Genomic DNA, 21457 nt, shown 5'->3' with positions numbered 1-21457 from the left:
GCCGTTTTCGATCACCCGCCATGCCTTCAGGGAGCCGCCCATGCAACGTTGCGCCTGGTGCAGCGACGATCCGCTGTATGTCCGTTATCACGACCATGAATGGGGAGTGCCGAACCGCGATCCGCAGGTTTTGTTCGAGTTTCTGCTGCTGGAAGGCTTCCAGGCCGGGCTGTCCTGGATCACCGTATTGCGCAAACGGGAACGTTACCGCCAGGTGCTGTTCGGTTTCGACCCGCAGCGCCTGGCGCGGATGACCGATGCCGAGATCGACGAGCGCATGCAGGACCCCGGTATCATCCGCAACCGGCGCAAGCTCGAAGCCGCACGCAACAATGCCCGTGCCTGGCTGCGGCTGGAGGACCCGGCAGCGTTCATCTGGTCCTTCGTCGAGGGCAGGCCGCTGGTCAATCATTTCCCGACGCACCAGCAGGTGCCGGCCATCACGCCTGAAGCCGAGGCAATGAGCCGCGCACTGAAAAAAGCCGGTTTCAGTTTCGTCGGCCCGACCATCTGCTACGCCTACATGCAGGCTTGTGGCCTGGTCATGGACCACACCACCGATTGTCATCGGTATGTACAGTTGGCCGGGAGCGAGCCGAGCGGTTGAGCGTCTCCGACCATCGTCCGGTCATTTTCAACTGATACGGAAGCATCGGATTTCCTGTTCCAGCAGCCGCGTGGTGCGCTCCAGTGCCTCGGTGGCTCTGGCATTGCCTTGCGTGGCTTCGGAGGTTTCGCCCGACATCAGCGAAATCCGCTCGACGTGGCGGGCGATTTCGCCGATAGCCGTCACCTGCTGTTCGGTCAGTTCGACGATGTGGCGCACATTGCGCAGCGAATCCTGCGACTGGCCGCGGATTTCCTCCAGATGTCCAGCGGCTTCGTTGGCCAGTTCCAGGCCCTGCTGCACCTGCGTCCCGGTTGCCTGCATGGCTGTCACCGCGCTGCGCGTTTCATTCTGGATCAGCACCAGCATCTGTGCGATTTCCTCTGTCGCCTCGGTGGTGCGTTGCGCCAGCTGGCGCACCTCGTCGGCCACCACCGCGAAACCGCGCCCGTTGTCGCCGGCCCGTGCTGCTTCGATGGCGGCGTTGAGCGCGAGCAGATTGGTCTGGTCGGCGATGCCACGAATCGCGCCGGTGATGTCGGAAATCTCCTCGGAGCGCTTCTGCAGGGAGGTGATCTGCTCCGAGGTATCTGTCACCGTGCGGGCCACCACGGCCACTTCGTCGGCCACCGACCTGACCAGTTCCACCCCGGATGCCGACAGCTCCGCGGCTTTTACCGAGTTGGTTTCGGCATGCTGGGTGATCCCGGAGACTTCCCGCAGGCTTTGGAACATTTCCTCCAGGCTGGCTGCGGCAGCGGTAGAGCGTGCGGCCTGTTCTTCGGTGGAGCGCAGCATGTTGCGCGAGGACTCGTTCAGGTGAGTGATCTGCGAACCGATGTCGGAGCCGGTCGTGACGATCTGCATGACCATCTCGCGCAGCTTGGTCTGCATGTCGGCCACTGCCGCCGATATGCTGTGCGCGTAGTCGGTGCGGATGGTCACGCTGAGGTCGCCGTCGGCGATGCGCTGCACCACCGCCGCGACCTTTCTCGGTTCGCCGCCGAGGCTGTGCAGCAGGTAACGCGTGATCATGTAGGCCACGGAGCTACCGATCAGCACACCGATGGCGCAGAGTATGAACATCAGCGAGGTGAAGTTCCCGGCGGTCGCGCGGGTGATGCCGGTCTCATGCTGGCTCTTGCTTTCCTGCCAGTCGATGAAGCGGTTGATGCTTGCCAGCCAGTCGCTGAAGGCCGGGCGGGCGTCCTGCATCAGAACCCGCTCAGCCGCTTCCCGGTCGCCGGCCCGGTAGTGGGCCAGAATACGGTCCAGCATCGGCTGGGTGTGGCGTTCGATGGCCTTGATGGCGTCGAGCAGCGCTCGCTCTTCGTTCCTGCCGCTGGCAGGGTTGGAGAAGATGGCGTCCAGCCGGCGGGCCGACTCCTCGTACATGAGGGTCAGGCGCTGGATTTCCTCGAGGCTCGCCTGATGCTCGCCTGCGTCATGCAGGAGTGCCAGGTCACGGAAGGCGATGGCGCGGTCATGCACGCTGCCACGGAAGTTGATCGCTTGGCGCTGCTTCACGGCGTTGCCGTCGACGATCTCGGTCAGGGTCGAGTTGATGATTCCGACTTGCCAGCTGGCCACTACGGCGATGCCGATCATCAGGATCAGCAGAATGATAAAACCGGTAACGGGCTTGACAGTCAGTAAATCGCCCCTACGCTGTCCGCTGTCCGCTGTCCGCTGTCCGCTGTCCGCTGTCCGCTGTCCGCTGTCCGCTGTCCGCTGTCCGCTGTCCGCTGTCCGCTGTCCGCTGTCCGCTGTCCGCTGTCCGCTGTCCGCTGTCCGCATTATGTGCTCTCTAAAATTTGGAGCCGAAGTTTGTTTTATCTCCGGCAAATGCGCGTATGACTGTTCCGTCTGTCGGGTCGATTGACGGGCATGCTTCGCTATAAAAATGGCGTCAAATTTATAGCATGTCGTGATGTCATTTTGACTTTGGTCAATGGTTGACAGGCTTTGCTGAAGGGCATTATTTCGGGCCTGCCACAAGTCGAAGCAGTAGGAGCATCCGTAGAAAACGCTTCCTTACCTGCAGCCAGGCCGCTTCATTCGTCGTGATGGCGCGCGCGCCCACGGCAATCGACCCGAAGTGGTTAAACTATTGCCCTTTCGGTTTCTGGAGTATTCCGTGGAAAAGCTCAAAGGTGCCCTGCTGGTCGGTGCTCTGCGATTGTTCGCTCGGCTGCCTTGGCCAATGGTGCAGAGCCTCGGGGTGATGATCGGCTGGCTGATGTGGAAGCTGCCGAACCGCTCGCGCGAGGTGGCGCGGACCAACCTGCAGAAGTGTTTTCCCGAGCTGGACGCCGCAGAGCTGGACGCCCTGCTCGGTCGCACCCTGCGGCAGACCGGCAAGGCCTTTACCGAAAGCGCCTGCGCCTGGATCTGGTCGGCGGAAAAGACGCTGCGCCTGATCAAGGAAGTCGAGGGGCTGGAGGTGCTGGAACAGGCGCTGGCGTCCGGCAAGGGGGTGGTCGGGATTACCAGCCATCTGGGCAACTGGGAAGTGCTCAATCATTTCTACTGCGCGCAGTGCAAACCGATCATCTTCTACCGTCCGCCGAAGCTGAAGGCGGTGGACGAGCTGTTGCAGAAGCAGCGTGTGCAACTGGGCAATCGGGTCGCGCCTTCTACTCGTGAAGGCATCATCAGCGTGATCAAGGAAGTGCGCCGCGGCGGTTCGGTGGGCATTCCAGCCGATCCCGAGCCCAGTGAGAACTCCGGCGTATTCGTGCCTTTCTTCGCCACCCAGGCGCTGACCAGCAAATTCGTGCCCGGCATGCTCACTGGCGGCAAGGCGGTGGGCGTGTTCCTGCATGCCCTGCGGCTGGAGGACGGTTCGGGCTTCAAGGTGATCCTCGAAGCCGCGCCGCCGGAGATGTACAGCGAGGATGTCGACGTCGCCGTTGCCTCGATGAGTCGCGTGATAGAAAGTTACGTGCGCCGCTGGCCGGAGCAGTACATGTGGACCATGAAGCGCTTCAAGAAGCGTCCTGCCGGCGAGGCGCGCTGGTACTGACAGGGGGAAGGGACTCATGACGAACCAGCGCATGCACCCACGCGCCAGCATGAAATGCCGCATTCGCATCAGCCACGAAACCTTCGGCGATGTGCTGGCGCAGACCCGCGATCTGTCCGACAGCGGCGTTTACGTCAAACACCCGGACCTGGTTTCGCTGCAGCCTGGCACCCTCGTCCGTGGCCAGGTGCAGGACCTGCCGATCCCGGCGCCGGAACTGACGATGGAAGTGATGCGGGTGGATGCCGAGGGCATCGGGCTGCGCTTTATCCTGCCGGACTGACGCTCGTAGGGCCGAACTCGTTCGGCCTTTGCAAGCTGTGGCCGAATGAATTCGGCCCTACGGTCAGGCGCGGGCCGAAACGGCGAGGAAGGTCAGGGGCGCTGCGCCTTGTCCAGCTTGCGCAGGAACACCGTCATCTCCTTCTCGGCCTGCTTGTCGCCATGCGCCTGAGCGGCAACCAGACCTCGCTCCCAGGCGTCACGTGCGCCGGCAGTGTCGCCGCTGATCTGCAACGCCCGGCCCAGCAGTTTCCAGGCGGCGGAGTATTTGCGGTCCTGCTCGACGCAGCGGCGAAAGTGCATGACGGCGCGTTCGGCATCACCGGCATCCAGATAGCCCTTGCCCAGGCCGAAGCGCAGCATGGGGTTGTCCATGCCCTGTGAGAGCATCTTCTCCAGCGATTCAAGCATCGGTTGCCTCCTTGGGGGCAAGTCAAAAGCTCAGCGCTCCGCTCCATCGTACAGGCTGATCAGAAAAACGTCAGGCCGGCCTGGAACAGGCGCTCGACATTGCGCACCTGCTTCTTGTCCACCAGAAACAGGATCACGTGATCGCCGGACTCGATCACGGTCTTGTCGTGGGCGATCAGTACCTGTTCGTCGCGGATCACCGCGCCGATGGTGGTGCCTGCCGGCAGGGCGATCTTGCCGATTTCACGACCGATGACCTTGCTGGAGCGGGCATCGCCATGGGCGATCACCTCGATGGCTTCGGCGGCACCGCGGCGCAACGAGTGTGCGCTGACGATGTCGCCCCGGCGTACGTGAGTCAGCAGGGTGCCGATGGTGGCCAGTTGCGGGCTGATGGCGATGTCGATCTCGCCACCCTGCACCAGATCGACGTAGGCCGGGTTGTTGATGATGCACATCACCTTGCGCGCGCCGAGGCGCTTGGCCAGCAGGGAAGACATGATGTTGGCCTCGTCATCGTTGGTCAGGGCGAGGAAGACATCCACATCGCGGATGTTCTCTTCCAGCAGCAGGTCGCGATCCGAAGCGCTGCCCTGGAGGATGATGGTGTTGTTCAGGGTATCGGAGAGGTAGCGGCAGCGCGCCGGACTCATCTCGATGATCTTCACCTGGTAGCGGTTTTCGATGGCCTCGGCCAGGCGCTCGCCGATATGCCCGCCGCCAGCGATGACGATGCGTTTGTAGTTTTCGTCGAGCCGGCGCATCTCGCTCATCACGGCACGAATATGTGCCCTGGCGGCGATGAAGAAGACTTCGTCATCGGCCTCGATCACGGTGTCGCCCTGCGGCAGGATCGCCTGGTTACGCCGGAAGATCGCTGCGACGCGAGTATCGACGTTGGGCATGTGCTTGCGGATCTGGCGCAGCTCCTGTCCCACCAGCGGGCCGCCATAGTAGGCGCGCACGGCCACCAGCTGCGCCTTGCCATCGGCGAAGTCGATCACCTGCAGCGAGCCGGGATGCTCGATCAGGCGCTTGATGTAGTTGGTCACCACCTGTTCGGGGCTGATCAGCACGTCCACCGGAATCGCCTCGTTGCTGAACAGGCTGGTGCGGGTCAGGTAGGCCGGCTCGCGCACGCGGGCGATCTTGGTCGGAGTGTTGAACAGGGTGAAGGCGACCTGGCAGGCGACCATGTTGGTCTCGTCGCTGTTGGTCACCGCCACCAGCATGTCGGCATCGTCGGCACCGGCCTGGCGCAGCACCGTGGGAAAGGAAGCGTGGCCGACGATGGTGCGGATATCCAGGCGATCACCCAGGGCGCGCAGGCGATCGGCATCGGTATCGACCACGGTGATGTCGTTGGCTTCGCTGGCGAGGTTTTCCGCCAGGGTGCCGCCGACCTGACCTGCACCGAGAATGATGATTTTCACGTGGTCACTCCTGAAAGAGCGCTGATTGGCTTAGGGTGTCCGAGCGCCGGGCTGGGCAGCAATCTTGATCAGTTTGGCGTAGTAGAAACCGTCGTGCCCGTCTTCCTGCGGCAGCAACTGGCGACCGTGGCTCTGTTCGAGCCCGAAACCACCGGCCAGATCCAGCTCGCGTGCGCCGGGTGTGCGGCTCAGGAAGGTTTCGATGACCTCGCGGTTCTCCGTCGGCAGCACCGAGCAGGTGGCATACAGCAGCACGCCGCCGACTTCCAGGGTGGGCCAGAGCGCGTCGAGCATCTCGCCCTGCAGGGTCGCCAGTGGTGCGATGTCGTCCGCCTGACGAGCCAGCTTGATGTCGGGATGACGGCGGATCACCCCGGTGGCCGAACAGGGCGCATCGAGCAGGATGCGCTGGAAGGGTTTTCCATCCCACCAGAGGTGGGTGTCGCGGGCATCGGCAGCCGTGAGTGTGGCCTTGAGCCGCAGGCGGTCGAGGTTTTCCTGCACGCGCTGCAGGCGCTTGGGCTCCAGATCCAGGGCGATGACTTCGCTCAGGCCCGGCTCGCGTTCGAGGATGTGGCAGGTCTTGCCACCCGGTGCGCAGCAGGCGTCGAGTACGCGCTGGCCGGGCTTGAGCTCCAGCAGTCCAGCGGCCAGTTGCGCTGCCTCGTCCTGCACGCTGACCCGGCCTTCGGCGAAACCGGGCAATTGCTGCACATCGCAGGGTGCGGTCAGGCGGATGCCGTCTTCGCTGAACTGGCAGGGATGCGCCTCGATTCCGGCAGCCTGCAGCTCAGCCAGGTATTGGTCACGGCTGGCCTGACGGCGATTGACTCGCAGCATCATCGGCGGATGCGCGTTGTTGGCGGCGCAGATGGCTTCCCAGTGCTGCGGCCAGAATGCCTTGAGCGATTTCTGCAGCCAGCGCGGATGTGCCACGCGGATCACCGGGTCGTGCTCCAGTTCCACCAGCAGCGTCTCGCCTTCGCGCTGGGCGTTGCGCAGCACCGCATTGAGCAGGCCCTTGGCCCAGGGCTTTTTCAGCTTTTCCACGCAACCGACGGTTTCGCCGATGGCCGCGTGGGGTGGAATGCGGGTGTGGAACAGCTGGTAGAGGCCGATCAGCAGCAGCGCCTCGACATCGCGGTCGGCGGCCTTGAAGGGTTTTTGCAGCAGCTTGGCGGCCAGCCCGGCCAGACGCGGTTGCCAGCGTGCGGCGCCGAAGGCCAGTTCCTGCGTCAGGCCGCGATCACGCGCTTCGACCTTGCCCAGCACCTCGGGCAGGCTGCTGCCCAGCGAGGCCTTGCCGGCGAGCACCGTCGCCAAGGCGCGGGCTGCCGCCAGGCGGGGGTTCATCGCCATTATTCGAACACCTTGCCGGGCGCGAACTGCTCACGCCGGCTGTTGTACAGATCGCCGAAGCCCAGCGGCTTGCCGCCCGGCAGTTGCAGGCGGGTGAGCAGCAGCGAGCCCTGGCCACAGGCGACTTCCAGGCCATCCTTGCCGGCGGCGATGATCTGGCCGGGACTGCCCTGCCCTGCGCCAAGCTCGGTCGCATGGATCTTCACCGTCGCGCCATCGAGGCTGGCATGACAGATCGGCCAGGGATGAAAGGCGCGCACCAGTCGTTCCAGCTCGACCGCCGGGCGCGTCCAGTCGATGCGCGCTTCGTCCTTGTTCAGCTTGTGCGCGTAGGTGGCCAGGTCGTCGTCTTGAATCTCGCCCTGCAGGGTTCCGGCTGCCAGTGCCGCCACGCCCTGGACCAGCGCCTGCGAACCGAGGCTGGCAAGGCGGTCATGCAGGCTGCCACCGGTGTCCCCGGCGCTGATCGGTGTGCTGACCTTGAGCAGCATCGGCCCGGTATCCAGGCCGGCTTCCATCTGCATCAGGGTCACGCCGGATTCGCTGTCGCCGGCCTCGATGGCACGCTGGATCGGCGCCGCACCACGCCAGCGTGGCAGCAACGAGGCATGGCTGTTGACGCAGCCCAGGCGCGGCATGTCGAGCACCGCCTGCGGCAGGATCAGGCCGTAGGCGACCACGACCATCAGGTCGGCCTGCAGCGCTTCGAGTTCTGCCTGGGCAGCAGGATCGCGCAGGGTCTGCGGCTGATACACGGGAATCGCGTGGCCGACGGCGAGCTGCTTGACCGGGCTGGGCATCAGCTTCTGCCCGCGACCGGCGGGTCGATCAGGCTGGGTATAGACCGCCACGACCGTCTGGCCCGCATCGAGCAGAGCCTGCAGGTGTTGGGCGGCGAATTCCGGCGTGCCGGCGAAAACGATGCGCATGGAGAGGTTCCATCAATAAAAAAGGCTTGCTGCGGCAAGCCTTTGGAGTTTCTGGGGTCAAGCCTGCTGGCGGTGGATCTTTTCCAGCTTCTTCTTGATCCGGTCGCGCTTGAGCGTGGAGAGATAATCGACGAACAGCTTGCCGTTGAGGTGATCGCATTCATGCTGGATGCACACTGCGAGCAGGCCTTCGGCCTCCAGTTCGTAGGGCTGGCCGTCGCGGTCCAGCGCCTTGATCCGCACCTTCTGCGGGCGATCGACGTTCTCGTAGAAGCCGGGCACCGACAGGCAGCCTTCCTGGTACTGGTCCATCTCGTCGGTGAGAAATTCGAATTCGGGGTTGATGAACACCCGTGGCTCGCTCTTGTCCTCGGACAGGTCCATCACCACCACGCGCTTGTGCACGTTGACCTGGGTCGCGGCCAGGCCGATGCCCGGTGCGTCGTACATGGTCTCGAACATGTCGTCGATCAGCTGGCGAACGTCGTCATCGACCACTTCGACCGGCTTGGCGATGGTGCGCAGGCGTGGATCGGGAAACTCCAGGATGTTCAGAATCGCCATATACGTTTGTGATGCACTTATGGAATAAATTCAAAAGCCGCTGCTAAGATGCCGGGCAGCTTGTAAACGGCTTAGCGCCGCTTTCCACAAGGATTACCGCGGCGCCAGGGCGCTTTACGTGAAGGCACATCATAAAGGGATTCACCACATGAGGAAATCACTACTCGCCCTGCTGCTGGTGGCGGTCGGCGGTATCGCCCAGGCTGATGTTCAGCTCAAGGCGAATCACCCCGAGCAGTACACCGTGGTCAAGGGCGATACGCTCTGGGACATCTCCGGGCGATTCCTGCGTGAGCCCTGGAAGTGGCCTGAACTGTGGCATGCCAATCCCCAGGTGGAAAACCCTCACCTGATCTATCCCGGCGACAGCCTCAGCCTGGTCTATGTCGATGGCCAGCCACGGCTCATGCTCGAACGCGGGGCATCGCGCGGCACCATCAAGCTTTCCCCCACCGTGCGCACCGTGCCGATGGCCGAAGCCATCCCGACCATCCCGCTGGAAGCCATCAACAGCTTTCTGCTGAGCAACCGCATCATCGACAGTGTGGACCAGTTCAAGGGCGCGCCCTATATCGTCGCCGGCAATGCCGAGCGTGTCATCAGCGGTTCGGGTGATCGTGTCTATGGCCGTGGTGCCTTCGAGGACGACATCCCCGTGTACGGCATCTTCCGTCAGGGCAAGACCTACGTGGATCCGGACAGCCAGGAGTTCCTCGGCATCAACGCCGATGACGTCGGCAGCGCCGAGATTATCGACATGGAGGACGATATCGCCACCATGATGCTGACCCGCGTCACCCAGGAAGCGCGCATCGGTGATCGCCTGTTCCCCAGCGAAGAGCGTGCGATCAATTCCACCTTCATGCCCAGCGAGCCGGAAGATGAAATCAAGGGTGTGATTCTCGATGTGCCGCGCGGCGTGACCCAGATCGGCCAGTTCGACGTGGTCACCCTCAACAAGGGCGCCCGCGACGGCCTCAAGGATGGCAACGTGCTGGCCGTGTACAAGACCGGTGAAACCGTACGCGACCGGGTCACTGGCGAGAACGTGAAGATTCCAGATGAGCGTGCCGGTCTGCTGATGGTGTTCCGCACCTACGAGAAGCTCAGTTACGGCCTGGTGCTGCAAGCCACGCGCTCGCTGGCGGTGCAGGACAAGATCCGCAACCCTTGACAGACAATCGAGCCCCGCTGATGCGGGGCTTTTAGCTTATGCGTGTCGCATGGAGGCGGCACCGGAACACAAGGACGTTTGCCATGCCTGCCCTATCCCCCGCCGAACTCGAAGCGCGCCTGCGCCTGCATCTGTTGCCCGACCTGGGACCACGGCGGCTGCAGCGGTTGTTGGAAGCCTTCCCTAACGCCTCTTCCGCACTCAGCGCACCGGCCAGCGCCTGGCGTTCACTGGGCCTGCCGGCCAGTTGCGCCGAGCCCCGCCGCAGCGCATCGATCCGCGAACGGGCCGCTGCAGCGCTGGCCTGGCTGGAGCGACCCGACCACCATCTGCTGATGTGGGACACCCCCGATTATCCCGCGCTGCTGGCCGAGCTGCCGGACGCCCCGCCGCTGCTGTTCGTCGAGGGTGATCCAGGCTTGCTCGAACGCCCGCAGCTGGCCATGGTGGGCAGCCGCCGAGCGTCGCGTGCGGGCCTGGACAATGCGCAGCGTTTCGCGCGCAGCCTGGGCGGGGCGGGTTTCGTCATCACCAGCGGCCTGGCCCTGGGCATCGATGGCGCGGCACATCAGGGCGCGCTGGATGTCGAGGGCTGCACCATTGCCGTGCTGGGCACCGGCTTGCAGCGGCTTTACCCGGCGCGGCACGTCGGCCTGGCGGGCAGGATCGTCGAAGGCGGTGGTGCGCTGGTGTCCGAACTGCCATTGGATTGCCCGCCGCAAGCGTCCAATTTCCCCCGCCGCAACAGAATCATCAGTGGCCTGGCTTTGGGCGTACTGGTGGTCGAGGCCAGCCCTTCGAGCGGCTCGCTGATCACCGCGCGGCTGGCCGCCGAGCAGGGGCGCGAGGTGTATGCCATTCCCGGTTCCATTCATCATCCCGGCGCACGCGGCTGTCACCAGCTGATCCGCCAGGGCGCGACGCTGGTGGAGAGCGTCGAGGATATCCTGCAGGCCCTGCGTGGCTGGCAGCAGGTCGCCCCGTCCGCGCCGGGCAAGATGGCGCCTGAGCGTGAGGAGCATGCATTGCTCGCACACTTGCACGCCTCACCCATGAGCAGCGAAGCCCTCGCATGTGCGCTGGACCAGCCACTGACGCAGGTGCTGGCCGAGCTGACCGAACTGGAGATCGAGGGGCGGGTGGCCTGTGAGCATGGCCAGTGGGTCGCCCGCAGCGGTTGAGTGCCCTGCTCAGGTAAACTGCGCCGGTTTCCCTTCAGCAGAGGTCGCGATGGTCGGCAATTGGCGTATACAGCAGGCGGCGCGCGTGGTGCGGGCCGGGGGCGTGATTGCTTATCCCACCGAGGCGGTCTGGGGCCTGGGTTGCGATCCCTGGGACAGCGAAGCGGTTCATCGCCTGCTCGCGCTCAAGGAGCGTCCGGTGGAAAAGGGGCTGATCCTGGTCGCCGGCGATATCGACGACTTCGACTTTCTTCTCGAAGACCTGCCTGAACGCTGGCTGGATCGCCTGGCTGGCAGCTGGCCAGGGCCCAATACCTGGCTGGTGCCGCATCGCCAGCGTCTGCCCGAGTGGATCACTGGCCAGCACGACAGCGTGGCGCTGCGGGTGACCGATCATCCGCTGGTGGCCAGGCTCTGCGCATACACCGGCCCGCTGGTGTCCACCTCGGCTAACCCGGCAGGTCGCCCTTCTGCCCGTTCGCGTCTGCGTGTGGAGCAGTATTTTCCACGCCAGCTCGATGCCGTCCTCGACGGCCCGCTGGGCGGGCGGCGCAACCCCAGCACGATCCGGGATGTGCGTAGCGGGGAAATCATACGAGCCAGTTAGCGGCGGTTGATGCGTAGGGCCGAACTTGTTCGGCCTTCACGAATCGTGGCCGAATGAATTCGGCCCTACAGTTCCAGCTTTACGGCAATAGAATCGTCGAACCTGTGGTGCTTCCTGCAGCCAGCAGGCGCTGGGCTTCGGCGGCTTCGCCAAGTGCGAAACGCTGGTCGATCTCGACGGTGATCTTGCCGCTGGCGATCATCTCGAACAGCTCCGCCGCCATCGCCTGCAGCCGTGGCGCGGTGTCCGCGTAGCCGGCCAAGATTGGTCGGGTGACGAACAGCGAGCCCTTCTGCGCCAGCACGCCGAGGTTGACCCCGGTCACCGCGCCGGAGGCATTGCCGAAGCTGACCAGCAGCCCACGCGGCGCGACGCAGTCCAGCGAGATTTCCCAGCTGCTCTTGCCCACCGAGTCGTAGACCACCGGGCACTTCTGCCCGTCGGTCAGTTCCATCACCCGCCTCACTACGTCCTCGCGGGTGCGGTCGATGGTGGCCCAGGCGCCCAAGGCCTTGGCGCGTTCGCCCTTTTCTGCCGAGCCAACCACACCGATCAGTTTGGCGCCCAGCGCGTTCGCCCACTGGCAGGCAATCGAGCCGACGCCACCTGCGGCGGCATGGAAAAGAATGGTTTCGCCGGCCTGCAGCGGATACACCTGGCGCAGCAGGTATTGCGTGGTCAGGCCCTTGAGCATCACCGCCGCCGCCTGCTCGAAGCTGATCGCTTCCGGCAGCTTCACCAGGTGCCGCGCGGGCAGTACGTGATGTTCACCATAAGCACCCAGCGGCCCGGTGGCGTAGGCCACGCGATCACCGACCTGCCATTGCTCGACGCCCTCACCCAGCGCCTCGATCACCCCGGCGCCTTCGTTGCCAAGCCCCGAGGGCAGGCTCGGCGGCGCATAGAGGCCGCTGCGGAAATAGGTGTCGATGAAATTCAGGCCGATGGCGTGGTTGCGCACGCAGACTTCACCGGGCGCAGGCGACGGCACCTCGACCTGGACCTGTTCGAGAACCTCGGGGCCACCGTGCTGGCTGAACTGGATACGCTGCGACATAAGGGCTCCTGGCCGGATGTAAAGGAGCCTATCCAACCGCCCTGGCCGGCATTCGTCAACCGGGCCGATGATATGCTTGCCGATCAGATCGCACCGCCCTTCTTACTTGCCAAGGTGATTTCGTGAACGACCGGACCGAAGCCGTCAAAACCTACCTGCTCGATCTGCAGGATCGTATCTGCGCCGCGCTGGAAGCCGAGGATGGCGATGCCCGCTTCGTCGAGGACGCCTGGACCCGTCCGGCCGGTGGCGGTGGTCGGACTCGGGTCATCGAGAATGGCGGCCTGATCGAAAAAGGCGGGGTGAACTTCTCCCATGTGCACGGCGCCGGCCTGCCGCCTTCGGCCAGCGCCCATCGTCCCGAACTGGCCGGGCGTGGCTTCGAGGCGCTGGGTGTGTCGCTGGTGATCCACCCACATAACCCCTACGTGCCGACTTCCCACGCCAACGTGCGCTTCTTCATCGCCGAGAAGGAAGGTGAAGAGCCGGTCTGGTGGTTCGGCGGCGGCTTCGACCTGACGCCCTACTACGGCTTTGATGAAGATTGCGTGCACTGGCACCGCGTCGCCCGTGACGCCTGCGCGCCGTTCGGGGCCGACGTCTATCCGCGCTACAAGGAGTGGTGCGACCGCTACTTCCACATCAAGCACCGCAACGAGCCGCGCGGTGTCGGCGGATTGTTCTTCGACGACCTCAACCAGTGGGATTTCGACACCAGCTTCGCCTTCATGCGCGCGGTCGGCGATGCCTACCTGGAGGCCTACCTGCCCATCGTGCGCAAGCGCAAGACCAGCGCCTTCGGTGAGCGCGAACGCGAATTCCAGCTGCTGCGTCGCGGTCGCTACGTGGAATACAACCTGGTCTACGACCGTGGCACGCTGTTCGGCCTGCAATCGGGCGGGCGTACCGAGTCGATCCTCATGTCGCTACCACCGCAGGTCAGCTGGGGCTACGACAAGCATCCCGAGCCCGGCACGCCGGAAGCGCGACTGACCGAATACTTTCTGCAGGACCGCGACTGGCTGAAAGAGCAGCCATAAGCCCCAAGCGGCGAGCCACAAGCCAAGCCGTCGTGCTTGCAGCTTGAGGCTTGCAGCTTGCAACTTGAGGATTCCCCATGGACCGCTACGGCGTATTCGGCAACCCCATCGGCCACAGCAAGTCGCCGCAGATTCACCGGCTGTTCGCCGAGCAGACGAGGCAGTCGCTCAGCTATGAAGCCCTGCTGGCGCCGCTGGATGACTTTCCCGTTTTTGCCCGGCAGTTCTTCGCCGTCGGGCGCGGCGCCAATGTCACGGTGCCCTTCAAGGAAGAGGCCTACCGGCTGGCCGACCAGCTGACCGAGCGCGCGCGCCGCGCCGGCGCGGTGAATACGCTGCACAAGCTCGACGATGGCACGCTGCTGGGCGACAACACCGACGGCATCGGCCTGGTGCGCGACCTGCTGGAGAACGCCGGCGTGGCCTTGCGGGGCAAGCGCATCCTGTTGCTGGGTGCCGGCGGTGCGGTGCGTGGCGTGCTCGAGCCCTTGCTGGCGCAAGAACCCGGCGCGCTGGTGATTGCCAACCGCACCCTGGCCAGGGCCGAGCAACTGGCCGGCGAGTTCGCCGAGCTGGGTGCGGTGAGCGCGAGTGCCTTCGAGCAGTTGCAGGGATGCTTCGATGTGATCATCAATGGCACCTCGGCCAGCCTCGCGGGTGAGCTGCCGCCGCTGGCTGACGAGCTGATCGCCGCCGGCGAAACCTTCTGCTACGACATGATGTATGGCGCAGCGCCCATGCCTTTCTGTCAGTGGGCTGCAGGTCTTGGCGCGCACACCCGCGATGGTCTGGGCATGCTGGTGGAACAGGCGGCGGCGGCCTTCGAACTGTGGCGCGGTGTGCGACCGGAATCGGCACCTGTGTTGATGGAGTTGCGCCGCCAGCTCGAAAGCTGAGTGGCGATCAGAAACGAAACTGGATCTGCTGATCTTTTTGTGCTTATCCAGGGCAGCCCGGCAAGGCCTGCCGGGATCAGATTCCGCTCAGGTAGCGGGCAACGGCCTCAATCTCCATGGGTGTCAGTTTGGTGGCAATTGAGCTCATGATGGCGTTTTCGTCGGTCCGTTCGCGTTCGTTGAACTCGCGCAGTTGGCTGATCAGGTAACGCATGTGCTGGCCGGCAATTCGTGGCAACTCATCGGTGCCGGCACCCTCTTCACCGTGACAACTTGAACAGGCTGCGACCCCCGACCACTGGTTGCCATTGTGATAGATGTATTTGCCGACCGCTGTGAAATCAGGATCGCTGGCACGGTGTGCCTTGACCGGCTTGCTGCTGAAATACTGGCCCAAAGCTACCATCTCGTCAGACTCGAGGTTGGCGGCAATGTCATTCATGGTGCCCTTGCGCCGACCGGCCTTGAAGTCTTCCAGCTGCTTGCTGATGTAGGTCGCGCTCTGGCCAGCCAGACGCGGATAGATGGCACTGGAACTTTCACCATCCGCTCCGTGACACACCTTGCATACCGAATTGACGATAGCCACAGCACGCTCCTCGTCTGCTGCCTGCACTTGAGCAACGACCAGCAAAGCGGTCATGAAAAAGAGTCTGCGCAACATAGGAAACCCCCTGAAGAGTCTTTAAGCATGGCTTTTTGCCTTAATGATACCGGAGCCGGCTGGCCAGTGACGAGGCCGGGCGCAGGCACATCCGTTCCTGCAGGAACAACAACCATGGACACAAGAAGGCATCAATCCACCCAGTTGCGCAATGCCTGCCGAGCCTGATCATTCAGTGGCTTGGCTTGGCTTGGCTTGGTGGAGCAGGTGGCGGTTTTCAAACTAGGGCGCGGGGTGCGCCCGGAGACGGCACAGGGGCTGAAGGCGTTGCGCCGCCAGCTCGAAGGCTAAAAGGCGTTCAGAAACGAAACTGGATCTGCTGATGCAGGTGCTGTGGATACTCCAGCTCATCGACCATGGCGGCGGCGATGCGTCGCAGCTTCACGCGCGGATCATTCCCGGGTAGCCCGTCGATATCGCTGAAGTCCTCGATGGAGAGCGCCTCGCCTGCAGTGCCGGCATCCACCAGAGTCCATTTCAGCGGATGCGAGGCGATAAGCTGCAAGGCTGCGGTCAGCTCCGACTCTTCGGCATGCGCGCTGAAGTCGGCTACCAGCAACAGGCGCTCGACACCGGCTTCCGTCATCCCCGAGAGCAGGGTGTACACCGCCTGATACAGATCCTGTGGCTGGCCCACGAGAGTGGCATCCGGTGCGGTGGGAACGGAAGGACTGTCGAACAGGCAGATCACCCCATGCATGCCGGCAACGCTGCGCGACACGCTGGCCGCATCGAACAGATCGCCGGCCTTGGCGCGCAGCCCCGGTCGGGCGGTGAGCGAATTGAAGTCGTTGACCAGGGCTACTGCCTCGTGCTGCCGGCTCAGCAGTTCGCAGAGCACGGCATTGCCCAGGCTGGAATTGGCCCCGTACAAGGCGAACTTGCGGCGCGGCGTTTCGGCGTTGAGCATGGTCGGGTGTCCTTCAGCGGCGCGTGGCCAGGTAGCCGATCAGTGCCACGGCGCCTGCGGCCAATGCCAGGGTGCTCAAGGGATGCTTGCGCGCGCAATCGCTGGCCATGCGCGTGGCTTCGCGGCTGCGCCGGGACAGATCGTGGCAATGTTCATCCCAGTTACCGTCGTGCCAGAGCGACTCGGCGCGCGAGCGCAGCTCGTCGAGCTTATGACGCGAACCCCGGCGGGCTTCGCGCTTGAGCTCGTCCAGCGCGCTCATCAGATTGTGGATTTCGCGTTCGATCTCGTCGCGGGTGGTGGTTTTGCCGTTGAAACGGGACATGAGAAGCCTCCCCTGGGTTGATATCTGCTGGTTGGACCGCCCGCACGCCTGAAGGTGCGACGATTCTCTTCTACACTCCACCGGCATGAACCCGTCGGGGACGGCTTTCCGTATACTGCGCGCCGCGTGATTCCGTCCATTTCGTCACTTTTTCTCTGGTACTTCTCGTGAAGCTTCGTCATTCCCTTTTCGGCCTGCTGCTGGCCTGCAGCAGCGCCATCATCAGCCCCGCTGCGGTCGCGGCTCCGGCTGTGGTCCAGCAGGAGCTCGCCTCCGGCAGCGCCCTGCTGATCGACCTGAAAACCAGTCAGGTCCTGTATTCGAGCAATCCCGATCTGGTGGTGCCCATCGCCTCGGTAACCAAGCTGATGACCGCCATGGTGGCGCTCGACGCCAGGCTGCCGCTCGATGAGCAGCTGTCGGTCACCATTCGCGACGCGGTGGAAATGCAGGGCGTGTTCTCCCGTGTACGCATCGGCAGCGAGATCAGCCGCCGCGAGATGCTGCTGCTGACCCTGATGTCCTCGGAGAACCGTGCGGCGGCAAGCCTGGCCCACCACTATCCGGGCGGTTATGCGGCCTTTGTCCAGGCGATGAACCTCAAGGCCAGCGCACTGGGCATGAGCAGCACCCGCTATGTCGAACCCACCGGCCTGTCGGAGCGCAACGTCTCCAGTGCCAATGATCTGGTCAAGCTGCTGCGGGCCAGCCAGGCCTATCCGCTGATCGGCGAGCTCAGCACCCTGTCCGAGAAGACCGTGGCCTTTCGCAAGCCCAACTACACCTTGGGCTTTCGCAACACCAATGCGCTGGTGCGCAAACCCGGCTGGGATATCCAGCTGACCAAGACCGGCTTCACCAACGCCGCCGGCCACTGCCTGGTGATGCGTACCGTGATGGACCAGCGTGACGTGGCCTTTGTGGTGCTCGACGCCTTCGGCAAGTACACCCACATGGCCGATGCCAATCGCCTGAAGAAGTGGCTGGAAACCGGAACGGTCACCCCGGTGGCGCCCGCCGCCCTGGCCTACAAGGCGCAGAAACAGGCCGAACGCCAGCTGGCCGGGCAGCCGGGCGATGCCGCGACTGCGGTAGCCGGCGCGCGCTGATACGGCTCTTCCGGGCATCGTTGCATCCTGTGATGCAACGATGCCGCTGCGCCCGACTCAAACGACTACCGTCCCTCAGCGCACCGGGAAACGAACGTCGTTATGAGTACACCAGACAGCACTTACATCGAATGGCTGGAAGACCAGTCCATGCTTCACGCGGCCCGCGAGCGGGCCCGCCTCTATGCCGGCCAGGCCCGGCTCTGGCAGCGTCCCTATGCCCAGGCGCGGCCGCGCGATGCGAGCGCGATTGCCTCGGTATGGTTCACCGCCTACCCCGCCGCCATCATCACGGCCGAGGGCGGTTCGGTGCTGCAGGCGCTGGGCGATGACCGGCTCTGGAGCGCCTTGTCCGAGCTTGGCGTGCAGGGCATTCACAACGGCCCGATGAAGCGCTCCGGCGGCTTGCGCGGGCGTGAATTCACCCCGACCATCGACGGCAATTTCGACCGCATCAGCTTCGACATCGACCCCAACCTCGGCACCGAGGCGCAGATGCTGCAGCTCAGCCGCATGGCCGCCGCGCACAATGCCATCGTCATCGACGACATCGTCCCGGCACACACCGGCAAGGGCCCGGATTTCCGCCTCGCCGAGATGGCCTACGGCGATTATCCGGGGCTGTACCACATGGTCGAGATCAACGAGGAAGACTGGCCGCTGCTGCCCGAAGTGCCGGCAGGGCGCGACTCGGTCAACCTTCCGCCAGCGGTGGTGGATCAGCTCAAGGACAAGCACTACATCGTCGGTCAGCTGCAGCGGGTGATCTTCTTCGAGCCGGGCATCAAGGACACCGACTGGAGCGCCACCGGCGTTATCACCGGCGTCGACGGCAAGCGCCGGCGCTGGGTCTACCTGCACTACTTCAAGGAAGGCCAGCCTTCGCTGAACTGGCTGGACCCGACCTTCGCCGCGCAACAGCTGATCATCGGTGATGCCCTGCATGCCATCGACGTCTCCGGGGCGCGTGTGCTGCGCCTGGACGCCAACGGCTTTCTCGGCGTCGAACGCCGCGCCGAGGGCACCGCCTGGTCCGAGAGCCATCCGTTATCGGTCACCGGCAACCAGCTGATCGCCAGCACCATCCGCAAGGCCGGCGGTTTCAGCTTCCAGGAGCTGAACCTGACCATCGACGACATCGCCGCCATGTCCCACGGCGGCGCCGACCTGTCCTACGACTTCATCACCCGCCCCGCCTATCATCATGCGCTGCTGACCGGCGACACCGAATTCCTGCGGCTGATGTTGCGCGAGGTGCATGCCTTCGGTATCGATCCGGCCTCCTTGATCCACGCCATGCAGAACCACGACGAGCTGACCCTGGAACTGGTGCACTTCTGGACGCTGCACGCCTACGACCATTACCACTACCACGGCCAGACGCTGCCGGGCGGCATCCTGCGCGAGCACATCCGCGAGGAAATGTACGAGCGGCTGACCGGCGAACACGCACCCTACAATCTCAAGTTCGTCACCAATGGCGTGTCCTGCACGACCGTCAGCGTGATCACTGCGGCGCTGGGCATCCGTGACCTGAACGCGATCGGCGCCGCCGAGATCGAACAGATCCAGCGCCTGCATATCCTGCTGGTGATGTTCAACGCCATGCAGCCCGGCGTGTTCGCCCTCTCCGGCTGGGACCTGGTCGGCGCCCTGCCGTTGGAAGTCGAGCAGGTCGAGCACCTCATGGGTGATGGCGATACCCGCTGGTTGCATCGCGGCGCCTACGACCTGGCCGATCTCGCACCCGAGGCCGATGCTTCTCCCGAAGGCTTGCCCAAGGCGCGCTCGCTCTATGGCAGCCTGGTCGAGCAATTGCAGAACGCGGGCTCCTTCGCTTGCCAACTCAAGCGCATCCTCAGTGTGCGCCGGGCCTACGACATCGCCGCCAGCAAACAGATCCTGATTGCGGACGTACAAGCGCCCGGTCTGCTGGTGATGGTGCATGAGCTGCCCGCCGGCAAGGGCGTGCAGATCACCGCGCTGAACTTCAGCGCCGAACCGATCAGCGAAACCATCTGCCTGCCCGGCGTTGCGCCTGGCCCGGTGGTTGACATCATTCATGAGCGGGTCGAGGGCGATCTGACCGAAACCTGTGAGATGAACCTTATCCTCGACCCCTATGAAGGGCTGGCTCTGCGGGTGGTGAGTGCGGCTTCGCCAGTGCTCTGACGGCACGTTGGCGGTATCGCCAGGATTGCTCCGAAGGTTCCGGCTTGTTCGGCAATCGGCGAGTCCCGAGTCGGTTCTAACGCACCGACCCGGCAGCTGGGCAGGGGCCGGCAATGGCTGCGTCGAGGGCCTCCAGCGAGACCGGCTTGACCAGATGCGTGTCGAAGCCCGCAGTCTTCGAGCGTTCAAAATCCCGGATCTGGCCATAGCCGGTGAGTGCCACCAGACGCAGTTCTTCCTTCGAGAACCTTCCTCGCAGAGCCGCCGCCAGACCGTAACCGTCCATGCCCGGCAGGCCGATATCCAGCACCGCGACATCGGGACGGAACGCGTTGGCGATCTGCAATGCCTGCAGCGGCTCGCTGGTGGCGACGACTTCATGTCCGTGGTGAGCCAGATAATCACGCATGCTTTCCAGTGCATCGATGTTGTCGTCGACCAGCAGTATGCGAAGCGCCGCTCCAGCGGCTGCCGGGGCGAGATCGGGCGATGCATGAAGCCTGTTCGGTGAGCTCAGGCGTGGTAGCGAGACCGTGAACGCCGAGCCGCAACCGATGCCCTCGCTGCGCGCCATCACCGAACCTTCGTGCAGCTCGACGAAGGTTTTCACCAGCGCCAGGCCGATACCGAGCCCGCCCTTGCCGCGGTCGATGGTGGCCGCGCCCTGTTCGAATATGTTGAATAGCCTGGGAAACAGGGTCGGGCTGATGCCCGAGCCGTTGTCCTGCACGGTGATCGATACCTGTGACTCGGTCGCTTCCATGGCCATTTCGATTCTGCCGCCGCGGTCGGTGTACTTCGCCGCGTTCGTCAACAGGTTGGCGAACACCTGCAACAGTCGGGTCGGATCGCCATACACCCATACCGAGTGTTCGGGCAGGCGTATCGTCAGGGTGTGGCCGCGCTCCTGAAACAGCGTATCGGTGGCCTCGACAGTGCGCTGAAGCACGCTGTTCAGATCGAGCGGTTCGCGCTTGAGTTCGACCTTGCCCTGGATGATGCGGGTCGCGTCCAGCAAGTCATCGAGCAGATTGGACAGATGCTTCGCCTGGCGCTCGATGATCTGATGTTCACGCGACAGTTCCTGCCCTTTGCTGCGCAGCCTGAGCAGGTCCATCACGGTGATGATCGGCGCCAGGGGATTGCGCAGTTCGTGCCCCAGCATGGCGAGGAACTCATCCTTGGCGCGGCTGGCCTGCTCGCGTTCATGGTCGGCCCGGGCGGTCTGCAGGCCTGTGGTTGCCAGCGATGCGGCGGCGCGCAGAAAAGCGAGTTGCGGCTCGCTGGGAAAGTCATGCCGATCGGAGCCAAACCAGATGTTTCCGCCGAACTTGCCGTAGCCCATGCTCAGCCGCACCACGCGCATCGGCTGGCGCGGGGTGAACAGCAGGTGCACACGTCCATCCGGCAGGCGCGTCTGCTTCCATTCACGGGCGGCAGTCTCCCATTCGACACGCTCTGGTGCGTCGATGTATTGCCCGTTCAGGCGTAGCACGCGGTGGTTGGGCGTGTCCGGCAGCAGCTTGACGTCCACCATGGTGAAACGCATCGGCACGATGCGTTCGACGGCTTCGATGGTGATCTGCACAATGGCGGCTCCGTCGCGCCCCGCCCACAAGGCAGGCAGGGCCAGCAGACCCATCAGGTCGCGAATGCTCCGGTCTGCGGTGGCGTTATCCAGGCGTCCTGGCATCGGTTGACTCATCCATTGG

21 protein-coding genes are annotated in these 21457 nt (G+C 64.0%); 10 read left to right on the top strand and 11 right to left on the bottom strand.

The annotated features are described in order from the left end of the window. Positions 1-40 precede the first annotated feature (40 nt). Positions 41-607, top strand: coding sequence for a DNA-3-methyladenine glycosylase I (locus tag G7020_RS13615; RefSeq protein WP_181085261.1), 567 nt, complete (start codon positions 41-43; stop codon positions 605-607). Positions 608-634: 27 nt separating this feature from the next. Here G7020_RS13615 and G7020_RS13610 read toward each other — a convergent pair whose 3' ends face one another. Beyond that, positions 635-2404 (bottom strand): methyl-accepting chemotaxis protein, encoded by a 1770-nt coding sequence (locus G7020_RS13610; RefSeq protein WP_258189348.1) that lies wholly within the window; start codon positions 2402-2404, stop codon positions 635-637. 340 nt (positions 2405-2744) lie between these two features. Between G7020_RS13610 and G7020_RS13605 the strand changes: the two genes are divergently transcribed. Both G7020_RS13605 and G7020_RS13600 read left to right on the top strand, forming a co-directional pair. After that, positions 2745-3632, top strand: a complete 888-nt coding sequence (locus G7020_RS13605; protein ID WP_181085257.1) for a lysophospholipid acyltransferase — start codon at positions 2745-2747, stop codon at positions 3630-3632. A gap of 16 nt (positions 3633-3648) precedes the next feature. Continuing rightward, a complete protein-coding gene (locus tag G7020_RS13600; RefSeq protein ID WP_181085256.1) occupies positions 3649-3915 on the top strand; it encodes a PilZ domain-containing protein in 267 nt (88 codons plus the stop codon). A 92-nt stretch (positions 3916-4007) separates the two neighbouring features. Here the strand turns inward: G7020_RS13600 and G7020_RS13595 are convergent, their stop codons facing one another. From G7020_RS13595 to def, 5 genes are read right to left on the bottom strand one after another with little or no spacing between them, the layout of a single operon-like run. Further along, positions 4008-4325, bottom strand: coding sequence for a tetratricopeptide repeat protein (locus G7020_RS13595; protein WP_181085254.1), 318 nt, complete (start codon positions 4323-4325; stop codon positions 4008-4010). A gap of 59 nt (positions 4326-4384) precedes the next feature. Then, positions 4385-5758 (bottom strand): Trk system potassium transporter TrkA, encoded by a 1374-nt coding sequence (trkA, locus tag G7020_RS13590; RefSeq protein ID WP_181085252.1) that lies wholly within the window; start codon positions 5756-5758, stop codon positions 4385-4387. A 30-nt stretch (positions 5759-5788) separates the two neighbouring features. After that, on the bottom strand, positions 5789-7111 hold the full coding sequence (gene rsmB / locus G7020_RS13585; protein WP_181085277.1) for a 16S rRNA (cytosine(967)-C(5))-methyltransferase RsmB: 1323 nt from the start codon (positions 7109-7111) through the stop codon (positions 5789-5791). 5 nt (positions 7112-7116) lie between these two features. Continuing rightward, positions 7117-8046, bottom strand: a complete 930-nt coding sequence (fmt, locus tag G7020_RS13580; protein WP_181085250.1) for a methionyl-tRNA formyltransferase — start codon at positions 8044-8046, stop codon at positions 7117-7119. Between the two features lie 57 nt (positions 8047-8103). Next, positions 8104-8610, bottom strand: a complete 507-nt coding sequence (gene def / locus G7020_RS13575; RefSeq protein WP_181085248.1) for a peptide deformylase — start codon at positions 8608-8610, stop codon at positions 8104-8106. Positions 8611-8758: 148 nt separating this feature from the next. On the opposite strand from def, the gene G7020_RS13570 reads away from it, so the two are divergent. The 3 genes from G7020_RS13570 to G7020_RS13560 all read left to right on the top strand — a co-directional run bounded on the left by G7020_RS13570 (position 8759) and on the right by G7020_RS13560 (position 11572). Next, positions 8759-9784 carry a LysM peptidoglycan-binding domain-containing protein gene (locus G7020_RS13570; protein WP_181085246.1) on the top strand — a complete coding sequence of 342 codons (1026 nt, stop codon included), beginning with the start codon at positions 8759-8761 and terminating at the stop codon, positions 9782-9784. 83 nt (positions 9785-9867) lie between these two features. Then, a complete protein-coding gene (gene dprA, locus G7020_RS13565) occupies positions 9868-10965 on the top strand; it encodes a DNA-processing protein DprA (RefSeq protein ID WP_181085244.1) in 1098 nt (365 codons plus the stop codon). A gap of 49 nt (positions 10966-11014) precedes the next feature. After that, positions 11015-11572 carry an L-threonylcarbamoyladenylate synthase gene (locus G7020_RS13560; protein WP_181085242.1) on the top strand — a complete coding sequence of 186 codons (558 nt, stop codon included), beginning with the start codon at positions 11015-11017 and terminating at the stop codon, positions 11570-11572. A gap of 79 nt (positions 11573-11651) precedes the next feature. Here the strand turns inward: G7020_RS13560 and G7020_RS13555 are convergent, their stop codons facing one another. Then, on the bottom strand, positions 11652-12629 hold the full coding sequence (locus G7020_RS13555) for a quinone oxidoreductase family protein (RefSeq protein WP_181085240.1): 978 nt from the start codon (positions 12627-12629) through the stop codon (positions 11652-11654). A gap of 122 nt (positions 12630-12751) precedes the next feature. On the opposite strand from G7020_RS13555, the gene hemF reads away from it, so the two are divergent. Then, positions 12752-13669, top strand: a complete 918-nt coding sequence (hemF, locus tag G7020_RS13550) for an oxygen-dependent coproporphyrinogen oxidase (protein WP_181085238.1) — start codon at positions 12752-12754, stop codon at positions 13667-13669. A 77-nt stretch (positions 13670-13746) separates the two neighbouring features. After that, on the top strand, positions 13747-14565 hold the full coding sequence (gene aroE, locus G7020_RS13545) for a shikimate dehydrogenase (RefSeq protein ID WP_181085236.1): 819 nt from the start codon (positions 13747-13749) through the stop codon (positions 14563-14565). Positions 14566-14641: 76 nt separating this feature from the next. Here aroE and G7020_RS13540 read toward each other — a convergent pair whose 3' ends face one another. The 3 genes from G7020_RS13540 to G7020_RS13530 all read right to left on the bottom strand — a co-directional run bounded on the left by G7020_RS13540 (position 14642) and on the right by G7020_RS13530 (position 16464). Beyond that, positions 14642-15208, bottom strand: a complete 567-nt coding sequence (locus G7020_RS13540; RefSeq protein WP_181085234.1) for a c-type cytochrome — start codon at positions 15206-15208, stop codon at positions 14642-14644. Positions 15209-15527: 319 nt separating this feature from the next. After that, entirely contained in the window at positions 15528-16139 is a 612-nt protein-coding gene (locus tag G7020_RS13535) for an NAD(P)-dependent oxidoreductase (RefSeq protein WP_181085233.1), read from the bottom strand. 13 nt (positions 16140-16152) lie between these two features. Further along, complete coding sequence (locus G7020_RS13530; RefSeq protein ID WP_181085231.1) at positions 16153-16464, bottom strand: DUF883 family protein; 312 nt, start codon at positions 16462-16464, stop codon at positions 16153-16155. Between the two features lie 167 nt (positions 16465-16631). Here G7020_RS13530 and pbpG point away from each other — a divergent pair, with 167 nt between their 5' ends. Both pbpG and treS read left to right on the top strand, forming a co-directional pair. Beyond that, the gene (gene pbpG, locus G7020_RS13525; RefSeq protein WP_181085229.1) at positions 16632-17573 is read left to right on the top strand and encodes a D-alanyl-D-alanine endopeptidase; all 942 of its coding nucleotides are present in this window, start codon (positions 16632-16634) and stop codon (positions 17571-17573) included. A gap of 102 nt (positions 17574-17675) precedes the next feature. Then, entirely contained in the window at positions 17676-19745 is a 2070-nt protein-coding gene (treS, locus tag G7020_RS13520; protein ID WP_181085227.1) for a maltose alpha-D-glucosyltransferase, read from the top strand. A gap of 76 nt (positions 19746-19821) precedes the next feature. On the opposite strand, the gene G7020_RS13515 is transcribed toward treS, so the two are convergent. Further along, on the bottom strand, positions 19822-21450 hold the full coding sequence (locus G7020_RS13515) for a hybrid sensor histidine kinase/response regulator (protein WP_181085225.1): 1629 nt from the start codon (positions 21448-21450) through the stop codon (positions 19822-19824). Positions 21451-21457 lie beyond the last annotated feature (7 nt).

Source organism: Stutzerimonas stutzeri, assembly GCF_013522825.1.
In the GTDB taxonomy this organism is placed as follows: domain Bacteria; phylum Pseudomonadota; class Gammaproteobacteria; order Pseudomonadales; family Pseudomonadaceae; genus Stutzerimonas; species Stutzerimonas stutzeri_AK.
This window is presented reverse-complemented; position numbering and strand designations above follow the sequence as displayed.